The following is a 13,410-nucleotide window of genomic DNA, read 5'->3' as shown; positions in this document are numbered from 1 at the left end:
AAACGGGGCTTTACCGCCCCGTAATATTGCGTTAACAGGCCGATTACGGCTCGATCGTGAAGGAGAAAAAGAATGTTCAGGTCACTGATTCTGGCGGCAGCCTTATTGGCTTTTACACCGCTTGCCGCGAACGCTGGCGAAATCACCCTGTTGCCATCGATAAAATTACAAATTGGCGATCGCGATAATTACGGTAACTACTGGGACGGCAGATACTGGCGCGACCGGGATTACTGGCACCACCATTATGAATGGCGTAAAAATCGCTGGTGGCGACACGATAATGGCTATCATCGCGGCTGGGATAAGCGCAAAGCCTATGAACGCGGCTACCGCGAAGGCTGGCGCGATCGCGACCACCACCCTGGCCGGGGTCACGGACACCGTCATTAAAAAAAGGAGCCTGCGGGCTCCTTTTTTTATGCTTACATCTTTATGGTCAAATCCTGCGCTTTTTATTCTCCACCATTTGCCCTTGAGCAAAAATCTTCTGACCGTATCTTATCCTCAAGAGAATTCACGTCAGGATTAACTTATGAATGCTAATTTTAAGAATGAAATTCAGACATTCGGCCGATCGTTATTATTGCCGATTGCCGTGCTGGCGCCTGTTGGGATGGTCATGGGAATTAGCTCTGCGTTAGGCCAGAGCTATATGATTGATAAACTTCCCTTTCTGGGTAATGAAATTTTTAAAGCTGTATTATCTTCTCTCGGATTAATCAGTAGCGTCGTATTTAATAATATTCCTCTGTTGTTTGCGATGGGCGTGGCTTACGGCATGTCCAAAAAAGAAAAAGGAATTGCGGTATTTGCTTCCGTCGTCGCCTATTTAACGCTGCTTATCGCTATGCATGTGCATCTACAATTAGCCGGGACGCTAGCCAAAGAAAACCTGGCGCTTGTGGGACAGGGAATGGTATTAGGCATTCAGACCCTGAAAATCGAAGCGCTTGGCGGTATTATCGCCGGGTTGTTGGCAGCTAAAACTACCGACCGGTTCTACCGGTTACAACTACCGTTAGCCTTCGCCTTTTTTAGCGGTAAAAAATCCGTCGCGATTTTAGCTATCGCATTTTCTATTCCCGTTGGGCTGATCATTCCTTTTATCTGGGATCTTTTTACCGCAGGCATGCGCGCCATCTCAACAATTATGATGGCCCCCAACATTGGCGCCGGGATTTATATGACGCTCAACCGCCTGCTCATCCCATTCGGTCTGCACCATGTGCTCAGTTCCACTGTGCGATTCACCGCAGCGGGCGGCACGTACCTCATTGACGGTCAAACCTACGTCGGTATTTTACCGGCCATCAATAAAATCCTTTTTGAGCTTGGCCCGTCCCACCCGGCGTGGAAAGAGTATATGCCGACGCTCACCAGCTATCTTGCCTCATCCCAAATGCTGACGACGCTGTTCCGCGTCCCGGCAATTGGCCTGGCGATGTATCACATGGCTTATTTCAAGAACAAGAAATTCGCTAAAGGGATGATTCTGACTGTCGTATTAACCGCCATGCTGGGAAATATTACCGAGCCGCTGGAGTTTTCATTCCTGTTTATCGCACCGAAGCTATTTATTATCTATGCGGTACTTTGCGGATTGCTGACTATTCCGCTGCAAATACTGGAAGTATCCATCGGCTACATTCGCGGCACGATCTTCGATTTCGGTATTTTTGGCCTGATGTATGAACATACCCACTGGGTCAATCTGATTCTTCTTGGGGCCATTAACTTTGTCGTCTTCTATTTTGTCTTCCGCTTCGCTATAGGAAAATTTGATATTAAAACGCCAGGACGCGAGAGCGAAATTGCAGACAGCACCTTATTAAACAATAAAGAGTACGACAAAGTCGCCGAACTGGTTATCCAGGGACTGGGCGGGACAGAGAATATTAAGCGCGTCGAGAACTGCGTGTCGCGTCTGCGCATCGATTTAAAAGATCAGAAAAAGGTGGATATGGCCGTACTGAAAGAATCCGGCTCGCTGGGAACGTTTATTCCCTCCAGCAATCATGTCCATGTCGTGTTTGGCCCGCATGTAGAATTTGTCCGCAACGCGGTAGACGACCGCCTTGTCGGTACGAAATAAGATCAAGGAGACAGTAATGCGCGCACTGTATGATTCAAAAAGCAAAACGATCGACGATCGTGGTATGAAAGCCCTGCTTAGCCAGCAGGCGCGAGTCCAGTCATGGCTGGATGTGGAAGCTGCTCTGGCGCAAGCGCAAGCCGAGCACGGGATAATCCCCGCCAGCGCCGCGACCAATATCGCCGCCAGTTGCCATATCGACAAAATCGATCTGGCGGAAATGGAGCGTCTGCTGCGCGAAATCGGCCACGGTTTTGTCCCGGTGATCAAAGTGCTGGTCAAAGCCTGCGACAGCGAAAGCGGGAAATATGTTCACTACGGCGTAACCACCCAAAATATCCAACAAACCGCCCAGCTATATCTGGCAAAGCAATTTGACGCGCTGATGCAAGGATTCGTAAGCGATATTTTACGCAATCTGGCGAGGATGGCGTCTGACCACCAGTCCACGATTATGGCCGGACGTACCCACGGGAAACATGCGTTGCCGATCACCTGGGGCTACAAAGCCGCCGTGTGGATTGATGAGTTATTAAGCGCTCAGCAGCGAATGCAGGAAGCAGAAAAGCGTGTCTTTACCGTGATGATGGGCGGCGCGGTGGGCGCATTTCACGCCACCGGCGAAACGGGGCGACTGGTGCAGGCAAGCGTAGCGCAAAAACTGGGGATGCACTCAATGCCCATTCCCTCCCGCCACTCCCGCGTCTATCGTACGGAATACATCAGCAACCTGTGCCTGCTTGCCACAACGCTGCATAAAATTGCAGAAGAGGTGTATCAGACTTCAGGCGAAGAGTTTGCCGAGGTTTCCGAAGCGTTCACGAAAGGAACCGTTGGTAGCAGTACGATGCCGCAAAAGGTCAATCCTAAACTGGCGAAGGGGATTATCGCCAACGCGCAGAAATTGTATTCCGTTATGACGTCCTGCCTGTACGTCAGCCCTCGTCCTTTCGAGGCTGACAGCTCGGCCTATTTTATCTTCGATGCCAACATTCAGGAGAGCATGGAGTTAATGGCGGAAATTGTGATGCGCGCGGAAGAGTTGACCCGCACGCTGGTTATCAACACTGACCGTATGCGACAGAACGTCCAGTTAACTCATGGCCTCATTAACAGTGAAAAAATCATGATGCAACTGGTGGAAAGGCTGGGCAAAGATGCCGCTCATGAGCGTGTGTACCATCTTGCAATGCGCAGCACCCACGAGGGGATTCCTTATGCCAATGTTCTGCGTGAAGATCCGCTCATTCGCCAGCATTTTAGCGATGCGGAAATTGATTCGCTACTTGACCCTGCTCACTATATCGGCCTGTGCGCGAAAATCGCCCAGGAAACGGCTGTACGCGTATGGGAGAAAAATAACCGCTGACGCCCTGTTCTTTCAGGCAAGCGGCGCATCATCACGCCGGACGGGGCAAGGCGCCAGCTAGATAAAAACATCGCCATAATGCGCGTTGAGGAACGCTTTTAATGCCTCCGGGCTCAACCCCTGTACCTGCTGAACAAAAGTATCAGCAGGTATTTTTTTGCGCGTAGAGGCCAGTCCGTGTTCGCGTAACAGTCGGAAGTCCTCTTGCGTCAGCCAGAAATTCACTTTGACATAGTTCAGCCCGGCATACCTGAGGTGACTTGATATTTTATTGGTAAAGGTGATCAGCAAATCGAAATCCAGATGCTGTAGCTGAGCGATCTCATTGATATTGATGCATGCCGGAATATCAATATGAAAGCGGGAGAAAAGCACCTCTTTAAAATACCCTACCTTACTTTCCGATGAGTTAGTCACAATGATGACCCGCTTTTTCGGATCGCTCACCACCCGGTTTTTGAGTTCGTATTTTTTGATGATCAGCACCAGCGTCGCCAGGTGAATGGCTGAAAAAGACGTTTGCCAGTTATCTTCGATCTCTTTCACTGCGTGCTGAACATACGCCCACCATTCCGGGTAACGCCGCCGGACATCATGCAGTTTTTTATCATCAAACCAGAGATGGAATTTATTCTGGATGATAGCCGCGTAAATGAAGTTATAAATCTCCGTGAACCAGGCGTCTTTATTGTGGATAGTGATGCCAGGATACCCTTCTAAATCGCAGCAGGTACGTTTGACGTATAAGACAAGCCGGGCGTCGTATAACGTGAAAGGACGATGGGTAAACGTCAGCGAGGCAATCAACAGATTCAGGCATGCATTTTCATGCGCATCGGGTAACACATCATACGAAAACGTCGTCAAAAATTGAGCTGCGGTACTCTCTTTGATCCAATGCCCTCGCCTGATACGGTGTAATGCGAGGCTCAGATACACTAATAAGTATTTTCTGCCGTTATATCCCAGGGTAATCACGGGGCTGATGACGTTCTCATAATATGCTGCCGCCTGTTTAATCTCCGGGGAACACTCGCGGAGAAATTGTTCAGCGATGGAGCGGTTGATCGGTTCATTAGCCTGATGAGCAATCAACAGGTGATCTGCCCCGATCTCAACGGTTTTCAGAATGGACATACACACCGCGACCCGCAGTTGAAATTCATCACCTGTAAGCCGGGAGCCTTTACGTGGAATACTCTGTAATACCAGATCGTGGCCCTGTATCAACTGCATCATCACAGGGTTATCATTTTTTACCGTGCCCGCGCTGACATAGAATTTTTTGTAGTACTCATTTTTATTCACGACATCATGCAGACAGAGCGCCACGAAGAGATCTTTCACTCGCTCCTCCGCCGTAGTGATATAGCGGTTAAACTGCACGCGCTGCAAAAATTGCCGGTATTCGCTGTAGCCAATTCGGATGGTAATAAATTGATTGTCCTGGTAGAGATGCACGTTTTCCGGCAAGAGTTCATTCAACTCTTTCATTGTTCGTTTTAGCGTTGAGAGCGTTTTGCCAAAGCGACGAACCGCCTCCTCGACAGGGAGCGAATTGTTATCCTGCAAATATTTTAAGAAAGAGAGATCAAAATAATTCATGAACGCTTGCCTGTTAATCATGCAAGATTCAGGATAGCGGAAAACATGAGATAAAACCGTGACCTGCTACGAGTCACGGTCTTCAAATCACAACCCCAGCGCGGTTCCTACCAGCAACCAGATATTCAGCGCCACCACCAGCACCACAATCATCCAGCCGATGTACTTGACCCATTGGGTATTCACCAGATCGCCCATCAATGTGCGATCGCTGGTAAAAATCAATAACGGCACCAGCGCCAGCGCAATGCCGAAACTCAGCAGGACCTGGCTCATCACCAGGATTCGGGTTGGATCGAGCCCCATAAGAATAACGATAAACGACGGCATCATCGTGACGGTGCGGCGTACCCACAGCGGAATATGAAAGCGAACAAATCCCTGCATCACAACCTGCCCCGCCAGCGTACCGACCACGGTGGAAGAGAGCCCCGCCGCAACCAGGCTCAGGCCGAACACCGTCGCCGCAGCATGGCTAAGCAGCGGTTCCAGCGTCAGATACGCCTGATCAAGATCGGCAATACCGGTATGCCCGCTAAAATGGAACGCGGCGGCAGCGGTCGCCATCATCGCCAGGTTCACGAACCCTGCAATCGTCATCGCTATCGCCACATCCCATTTGGTGGCGGCATAGCGCTGCTGCCGGGAGCCGCCGTGCAGATGCTGCGTTAAAGAAGAGTGCAGATAGATAACGTGGGGCATGATGGTCGCGCCCAGCACCCCGGCAGCCAGAAATACCGCCTCAGAGTTCGGCAGGCTGGGGATGATCATCCCTTTGCTCAGCTGCGCCAGGCTTGGCTGCGAAAAAATCAGTTCCACAATATAGGCTGCGGCCACAAACAGCAGTAATCCGCCAATCACTTTTTCCAGCGGTTTTTGCCCACGACGCTGCAACATCAGAATCAGGAATGTGGCGATACCTGTCAGCACCGCCCCCTGCAACAGGGAGATGCCGAGAATGAGTTTAAAGCCGATCGCCGCCCCGATAAATTCCGCTAAGTCGGTGGCCATCGCGATGATTTCCGCCTGAACCCAATAGAACCAGACGACAGGGCGCGGGTAATGATCGCGAATTTGCTCCGCCAGGTTTTTGCTTGTCGCAATCCCCAGTTTGGCCGACAGAACCTGGATGAGCATCGCCATCAGGTTCGCCCAGACAACCACCCACAGCAATTTATAGCCAAAGCTGGCCCCGGCCTGGATATTGGTCGCAAAGTTACCGGGATCGATGTATCCGATCGCGGCGATGAACGCCGGGCCCATCAATGCGAGCCTTAACTTGCGCGCCGCTCGTCCACTACTGCTTTCAACGCGATCGTTTGTCATCTTTTGCCTCAGAAACATAGCCTTTGCTATGTTTTATGCTATGTTTATTGAGAATGATTATCAAGTGCATTTTAATGGGTAACGTTGATATCTCTGATAGCGCCAGGCTATGGGCCAGCAAGGGAGGGTCGAAAAACAAAACCAGGTTGTTTGTTAATTGTATGAGATTAGCACAATGACATAACTTTTCACTTCCATACTAAACATAACAGAAACGTATTCCAGATCACTAATTTTGAATCTCATCACAGCTCCTTATTATAGTGTGTGTTTGATCTCGTTTTCTTTATTGTTGTTGCATAGAATGTGCACGGAAATTAAACCTGCCTCATATTTGGAGCAAATATGGACCGCGTCCTTCATTTTGTCCTGGCCCTCGCTGTTGTTGCGGTACTCGCACTGCTGGTAAGCCATGACCGTAAAAAAATTCGCATTCGTTACGTCATTCAGCTGCTTGTTATCGAAGTTTTACTGGCCTGGTTCTTCCTGAACTCAAACGTTGGCCTGGGCTTCGTGAAAGGTTTCTCCGAGATGTTTGAAAAACTGCTCGGTTTTGCCAACGAAGGGACCAACTTCGTTTTCGGCAGCATGAACGATCAGGGCCTGGCCTTCTTCTTCCTGAAAGTCCTTTGCCCCATCGTCTTTATTTCCGCGCTGATCGGTATTCTTCAGCACATCCGCGTTCTGCCGGTTGTGATTCGCGCGATTGGTTTCCTCTTATCCAAAGTCAACGGGATGGGTAAACTGGAATCATTTAACGCCGTCAGCTCCCTGATTCTGGGCCAGTCTGAGAACTTTATCGCGTATAAAGATATCCTCGGCAAAATGTCCCGCAATCGTATGTACACGATGGCGGCAACGGCAATGTCTACCGTATCCATGTCTATCGTGGGCGCGTACATGACCATGCTGGAGCCGAAATATGTCGTTGCGGCGCTGGTTCTGAACATGTTCAGCACCTTTATCGTTCTGTCAGTGATCAACCCGTATCGCGTCGAAGCCAGCGAAGAAAATATTCAGATGTCTAACCTGCACGAAGGTCAGAGCTTCTTCGAAATGCTGGGCGAATACATTCTGGCGGGCTTTAAGGTCGCGATTATCGTTGCGGCGATGCTGATTGGCTTTATCGCCCTGATCGCGGCGCTGAACGCCCTGTTCGCGGCCGTTCTGGGCATCTCCTTCCAGGGCATTCTGGGTTACATCTTCTACCCGGTGGCCTGGGTCATGGGGGTTCCGGCGAATGAAGCGCTTCAGGTAGGCAGTATCATGGCGACCAAACTGGTATCTAACGAATTCGTCGCCATGATGGATCTACAGAAAATCGCCTCTACGCTCTCTCCGCGCGCGGAAGGCATCATCTCTGTATTCCTGGTCTCCTTCGCTAACTTCTCTTCCATCGGGATTATCGCCGGCGCGATTAAAGGTCTGAACGAAGAGCAAGGCAACGTGGTTTCACGTTTTGGTCTGAAACTGGTGTACGGCTCAACGCTGGTGAGCGTACTGTCTGCGTCTATCGCAGCGCTGGTTCTGTAATTACGGTATCGCCAGGCGGCGGCGCAAACGCCTTCATCTGGCCTTACGACGCGCAACCGGGGACATGTTCCCCGGTTTTTTTATAGCTGTGGCGCTTCCAGCGGGCGCGGTCGCCCAATCAGATAACCTTGCAGATAGTTCACGCCCAGGCTTAAGAGTAATTCCCGCTGCTCCGGCGTCTCGACAAATTCGGCAACCACGCATAAGGATTTCGCTTTCGCGAGATCGGTAATTGATTTCACGATCATCGCATCCAGAGAGTCCGTCATAATATCTTTTATGAAGCAACCATCAATCTTGATGATGTCTGCCCGCAGGCGTTTAAGACGTTCATAGTTCGCGTATCCCGTACCAAAATCATCAATGGCTATCCTGAAACCGAAATTCCGCAGTTGCGCAATATTCTGCGTGCTGATTTCAGAATTGGAAAACGCCTGCTCTTCGGTGATTTCGATGATCACGCTTTCTGGCGTAATACCATAACGCCTGAACAGGCCGATAATGCGTGATGCGCTCTCTTTATTCAGTAACGTCAACGGCATTAAATTGACCGAGAAACGGGCGCCCGGCGCTGTCGTCGGGTGGGTAGCTATCCATCGCAGCAGGGCCTCCACAACCTGTAAATCAAAGCGGGCGCTGAGGTTAAATTGGGCAATCAGTGGAATAAACTGATCCGGCGTCATGATGCCGTCATCACTTTTCAGTCGCGCCAGAACCTCCGCATACCCCTTCCCCTGCGCGTTGAGAATCGGTTGCGCGTACAAAACCAGATCGCCGTTCTCCAGCGCTTTGCGAACCTTTTGCAGCAGTAATACCCGTTCCGTCGTCTGATCGGAGACCACCTCAAGACTTTGGGTCAGCGCCATAACCCGGTGGTTCGCGCAGGATTGCTCCGACAGCCAGCTAAGTTGCCCCAGCAGGGGTTGTAGCGTCTCCTGTCTGCCGTCGTAAGCGCCCCACGCGGCGCCGTATTCCATGTCCAGCCCGGTATTGTTCCAGTAAATTTTGCGGCTATTGAGGAGATTAACCATATGTTGCAGGCGGGCTTCCGTCTCAGGGCCGCGAAGCACTAACAACAATTCGCTGCCTGGCACCTGAAATGCGCTCTCGTTTTCTTGCAGGAACGGTTGCAGCATTCGACACACCGAGCGTTTGCAATGAACGCGCATCAGCATGCCGTAATGTCGACTCAAAAATTCCAGGTTTTCCATCCGCAGGCAGCAAACCGTTTGTCCTGTTCCCTGCAACAAAAATTGCTCCAGCGCGCGAATGTTAGGAAGACGCGTCAACGGGTCGGTTAATGCCTGATCATGCCACTGTCGGTTCAACCATTCGCTGCGTTGATAAATACACACCATATACAGCAAACAAATGCTAAAGGAGATGAGAACAGAGAGGATAAAGGCCAGTGAATATTCGGAGCCGACGCCCTGCAAGAAATTCCGGTTATACACCAGCAGGCACAGCGCAGAGATGGCCCAGCTGAGGTTCAGCAGCGGATAACTCAGCTTGCCCACGCCGAGCGTAAAAACAATAAAAAAGACGGGCACCAGATAACCGGCAATATAGTCGGCATCAAAAGGCGCGCACATCAGAACGATCAGCGCCACAACGACGGAGATCCAGGTCAGGGTAAACAGACGCTTCTCTTTGACCAGATACGGCGCAATGTCCCTGCGCCAGAAAATGCGGCAATAGCGCGGGTTGATTATCATCCGCAGAGGATAATAAAAGAGCATCGTGAAAATCAGGACCGCTGAAATCAGGCTCAGAATATCCACGATAGTATAAATAATGGTTGCCGTACCAAAGAATGTTGATATCGCAACAGGGTAGTCCAGACAATGCCCCGCGAGATACATGCTGGCTTTGATGCCCGCCGGCGCGACAAACCCGAGCCAGAAGATACGCAACCAGATATTCCTGTCAGGCAATCCATGACGCCAGCGCGCCCCCACTTGCCAGCGGACAATCCCGCAAATGCCCAATACGGAAAAGGTCTGACAAAATAACAGCACCGCTGCCTGCATTAACGGGAGATGAAGGTTCCAGTGATTGGTCGCCATCATCGCTAAAATGATAGGGACAATACCGCGTCGGCCAAATAAGAACAGCACGGAAAACATGACGCATAGCGGCAGCCAGGCCAGGAAAATAGAGCTGTCATCGACAACGGCGAGCGGAGAAATAGAGCGGGAGAACTGTATACCGACAATGGATAGCGTCAAAGAAAAGATAAATATTCTTATATTTTTTAGTAAGTTATGCTTATCCTGCATAGATTCCCTGTTCTCATCAGTCACGCTATAAGGCACACAAATAATAAGTTTATTCGTGACGCGAAGCAAACCTGCACAGGCCTGATATCAGGCGCTCTTACACGTTCTTTCATTTGATACAAAGGTATTGACGCTTACTGAAACTGTATTACAAAAATGGCGGGAACGCAGATACAAAAAACCCCCGCTTTTCAGCGAGGGTTCAAATTTTGGTGGAGCTAAGCGGGATCGAACCGCTGACCTCTTGCATGCCATGCAAGCGCTCTCCCAGCTGAGCTATAGCCCCACGATGCTTTTACGTACCAGATTTGTTGGGATTCAAATTTGGTGGAGCTAAGCGGGATCGAACCGCTGACCTCTTGCATGCCATGCAAGCGCTCTCCCAGCTGAGCTATAGCCCCGTCACGTAAAGCTTGTCGAGTTGACGGGCGGCATCATATGAATTCCCTTCGCATGTGTCAACGGCAAAATGCCACCGGCAAATTCAATCGCTGAAAAAGCAGGCAAATGAAGAACATTGCGTAACAACTCGCATTTAGTAGTTAAACGCGTCACGGTTTCAACTAAAATGATGCTATAAAGTGAACCGCTAATTAACCATACGACTATTCAGGGAATCGTTATGTTCAAGGAACGGATGACGCCAGAAGAACTCGCTAATCTGACCGGTTACAGCCGACAAACCATCAATAAATGGGTACGCAAGGAAGGCTGGACGACGTCGCCCAAACCAGGCGTACAGGGAGGAAAAGCCCGGCTGGTACACGTTAATGAGCAGGTTCGCGAATATATCCGCAGCGCCGAGCGTTCTGCGGAGGGAGCATCGGAATCCTTTTCGTTAACCAGCGATACCTCTCTTGAATCGCTGCTGGTCACGCTGGCCAAAGAGATGACGCCATCTGAACAGAAACACTTTACGTCTTTGCTTTTGCGTGAAGGGATTACCGGTTTGTTACAACGCTTAGGGATTCGCGATAGCAAATAATATGAAAAAATTACGCAGCAAAATGACGACCGAAGAGCTGGCGGAGTGCCTTGGCGTCGCCAGACAAACCGTTAATCGGTGGATCAGAGAACAAGGATGGGAAACTGAAAAGTTTCCGGGCGTAAAAGGCGGTCGGGCAAGGCTCATTCACATTGATGCTCGCGTACAGGAATTTATTCTTAACATCCCTGCCTTCCGCAACCATTCTGCGTTTTATCAGGCGGAGGAGCCGCTTGCCGAATACAGCCACGTTGTGCGCAGCCACGCCTATCGCCAGATTATTGATGCCGTGGAAAACATGTCGTCCAAAGAGCAGGAAAAGCTGGCGCAGTTTCTGTCGCGAGAAGGCATACGCGGTTTTCTCGCCCGTTTGGGCCTTGATGAATCGTAGACCCAATAAGCGCAGCGCCATCGGGCAACAGGCCGGATGGCGGCGCAACCCCCATCCGGCCTACGGTTAATACACCTTACTGCTGATTTTCACGTTCCGCGATAAAAGCCAGCGCTTTATTGATGCGCTCAATGCTGCGGGATTTACCAATCGCATGCACCGTGACGTCCAGCGCCGGAGACTGGCCTGCGCCAGTGACGGCAACGCGCAGCGGCATACCGACTTTCCCCATCCCCACTTCCAGCTCATCGGCTGTCGCCTGAATTGCATGGTGTACGTTTTCTGCGCTCCACTCTGTGATGGCCGCCAGCTTATCACGCACCACTTCCATCGGCTGACGCGCGACCGGGCGCAGGTGTTTTTTCGCCGCATCCGCGTCGAACTCAGCAAAGTCCTCATAGAAATAGCGGCAGCTTTGCGCCATCTCTTTCAGTGTTTTGCAGCGTTCGCCCAGCAGTTTCACCAGTTCAGCCAGTTGCGGGCCGTTACGGGTATCGATATTCTCCTGCTCAATGTGCCATTGCAGGTGCGTTGCCACATATTCCGGCGCCAGAGAATTGATGTAGTGATGGTTCAGCCACAGCAGTTTGTCAGTGTTGAACGCACTGGCGGATTTGCTCACGGCATTCAACGAGAACAGCTTGATCATCTCTTCACGGGTGAAGATCTCCTGATCGCCGCTGGACCAGCCCAGACGCACCAGGTAGTTCAGCAGCGCTTCCGGCAGGTAGCCGTCGTCACGATACTGCATCACGCTGACCGCGCCATGACGCTTGGACAGTTTTTTTCCGTCGTCGCCGTTGATCATGGAAACGTGTGCGTACACCGGAACCGGCGCGTTCAGCGCTTTCAGGATGTTAATCTGGCGCGGCGTGTTGTTGATATGGTCTTCGCCACGAATCACATGGGTGATTTCCATATCCCAGTCATCCACAACCACGCAGAAGTTATAGGTCGGGGAACCGTCGGTACGACGAATGATCAGATCGTCCAGCTCCTGGTTGCTGAATTCGATCGGCCCACGGATCTGGTCGTCAAAAATAACGGAGCCGTCCTGCGGGTTGGCAAAACGCACAACGCAAGGCTCATCGTCAGAATGATGTTCGTGACCATGACGGCAGCGGCCGTCGTAACGCGGCTTCTCGCCTTTCGCCATTTGTTCTTCGCGCAGCGCTTCCAGACGCTCTTTGGAGCAGTAGCATTTATATGCCGTACCCGCTTCCAGCATCTCATCAATCACCGCGTTGTAACGATCAAAACGTTTGGTCTGGAAATACGGGCCTTCATCCCATTCCAGGCTCAGCCAGTTCATACCATCCATAATGGCTTCAATAGCTTCCGGCGTGGAGCGTTCGAGATCGGTGTCTTCAATACGCAGCACAAACTCACCGCCGTGGTTACGTGCAAAAAGCCAGGAGTAAAGAGCAGTACGCGCGCCGCCGACGTGCAGATAGCCTGTCGGGCTTGGCGCGAAGCGAGTTTTGATTTTCATGAAATGGCCTTACGTTTATTAAAGATGCCGACAACCGGCAAATCCGGGAAAGATTATCAGGCTGGTATTCTATCACCGTGGTCTGATTCCTCAATGTTGTTCGGGTTGGAACATCACGCTTTGCGATTTTCGTATACAAATCATGCTGAACGGAGTAATTCGCGATCGTTTTGTTTAAATTTACGACGAACGGACAATTTCTTTAGAAAATGCGTTGACTCATTTTCAACTCTCCCTATAATGCGACTCCACACAGCGGGGGTGATTAGCTCAGCTGGGAGAGCACCTCCCTTACAAGGAGGGGGTCGGCGGTTCGATCCCGTCATCACCCACCA

The 13,410-nt window shown here is 50.9% G+C and carries 11 protein-coding genes and 3 tRNA genes; 7 read left to right on the top strand and 7 right to left on the bottom strand.

All coding sequences use genetic code 11. The annotated features are described in order from the left end of the window. The first annotated feature begins 72 nt into the window (after positions 1 to 72). From ypeC to OGW17_RS04280, 3 genes are all read left to right on the top strand, one after another. Positions 73 to 393 (top strand): DUF2502 domain-containing protein YpeC, encoded by a 321-nt coding sequence (ypeC, locus tag OGW17_RS04290; protein ID WP_024130138.1) that lies wholly within the window; start codon positions 73 to 75, stop codon positions 391 to 393. Positions 394 to 535: 142 nt separating this feature from the next. Continuing rightward, entirely contained in the window at positions 536 to 2,095 is a 1,560-nt protein-coding gene (locus OGW17_RS04285) for a PTS transporter subunit EIIC (protein WP_071260164.1), read from the top strand. 16 nt (positions 2,096 to 2,111) lie between these two features. After that, complete coding sequence (locus OGW17_RS04280; protein WP_071260161.1) at positions 2,112 to 3,464, top strand: class-II fumarase/aspartase family protein; 1,353 nt, start codon at positions 2,112 to 2,114, stop codon at positions 3,462 to 3,464. 57 nt (positions 3,465 to 3,521) lie between these two features. On the opposite strand, the gene OGW17_RS04275 is transcribed toward OGW17_RS04280, so the two are convergent. The 3 genes from OGW17_RS04275 to OGW17_RS21630 form a co-directional block, all read right to left on the bottom strand. Then, complete coding sequence (locus OGW17_RS04275) at positions 3,522 to 5,069, bottom strand: BglG family transcription antiterminator (RefSeq protein ID WP_071260158.1); 1,548 nt, start codon at positions 5,067 to 5,069, stop codon at positions 3,522 to 3,524. An 87-nt stretch (positions 5,070 to 5,156) separates the two neighbouring features. Beyond that, a complete protein-coding gene (locus tag OGW17_RS04270) occupies positions 5,157 to 6,395 on the bottom strand; it encodes an Nramp family divalent metal transporter (protein WP_071260155.1) in 1,239 nt (412 codons plus the stop codon). Further along, complete coding sequence (locus OGW17_RS21630; RefSeq protein ID WP_418222348.1) at positions 6,376 to 6,465, bottom strand: hypothetical protein; 90 nt, start codon at positions 6,463 to 6,465, stop codon at positions 6,376 to 6,378. Before OGW17_RS21630 ends, OGW17_RS04270 begins: the two co-directional genes overlap by 20 nt. 275 nt (positions 6,466 to 6,740) lie before the next feature. On the opposite strand from OGW17_RS21630, the gene nupC reads away from it, so the two are divergent. Next, on the top strand, positions 6,741 to 7,928 hold the full coding sequence (nupC, locus tag OGW17_RS04265) for a nucleoside permease NupC (protein WP_012131386.1): 1,188 nt from the start codon (positions 6,741 to 6,743) through the stop codon (positions 7,926 to 7,928). An 80-nt stretch (positions 7,929 to 8,008) separates the two neighbouring features. Here the strand turns inward: nupC and OGW17_RS04260 are convergent, their stop codons facing one another. The 3 genes from OGW17_RS04260 to OGW17_RS04250 form a co-directional block, all read right to left on the bottom strand. Continuing rightward, a complete protein-coding gene (locus OGW17_RS04260; protein ID WP_071260152.1) occupies positions 8,009 to 10,207 on the bottom strand; it encodes a bifunctional diguanylate cyclase/phosphodiesterase in 2,199 nt (732 codons plus the stop codon). Between the two features lie 210 nt (positions 10,208 to 10,417). Beyond that, a tRNA-Ala gene (locus tag OGW17_RS04255) sits at positions 10,418 to 10,493 on the bottom strand. A 39-nt stretch (positions 10,494 to 10,532) separates the two neighbouring features. After that, positions 10,533 to 10,608: transfer RNA gene (locus OGW17_RS04250), tRNA-Ala, on the bottom strand. A gap of 221 nt (positions 10,609 to 10,829) precedes the next feature. Here OGW17_RS04250 and OGW17_RS04245 point away from each other — a divergent pair. Next, entirely contained in the window at positions 10,830 to 11,192 is a 363-nt protein-coding gene (locus OGW17_RS04245) for a YfeC-like transcriptional regulator (protein ID WP_012131384.1), read from the top strand. Position 11,193: 1 nt separating this feature from the next. Next, positions 11,194 to 11,583 carry a MerR family transcriptional regulator gene (locus OGW17_RS04240; RefSeq protein WP_012131383.1) on the top strand — a complete coding sequence of 130 codons (390 nt, stop codon included), beginning with the start codon at positions 11,194 to 11,196 and terminating at the stop codon, positions 11,581 to 11,583. A gap of 76 nt (positions 11,584 to 11,659) precedes the next feature. Here the strand turns inward: OGW17_RS04240 and gltX are convergent, their stop codons facing one another. Next, positions 11,660 to 13,075: a glutamate--tRNA ligase gene (gene gltX, locus OGW17_RS04235; protein WP_071260149.1), complete on the bottom strand. Its 1,416-nt coding sequence runs from the start codon at positions 13,073 to 13,075 to the stop codon at positions 11,660 to 11,662. Between the two features lie 259 nt (positions 13,076 to 13,334). Here gltX and OGW17_RS04230 point away from each other — a divergent pair. After that, a tRNA-Val gene (locus OGW17_RS04230) sits at positions 13,335 to 13,410 on the top strand.

Source organism: Citrobacter sp. CK181 (assembly GCF_030333595.1).
GTDB classification, from domain to species: Bacteria; Pseudomonadota; Gammaproteobacteria; order Enterobacterales; family Enterobacteriaceae; genus Citrobacter_B; species Citrobacter_B koseri.
The sequence above is the reverse complement of the archived record's forward strand: the minus strand, read 5'-3'. Positions and strand labels throughout refer to the sequence as shown.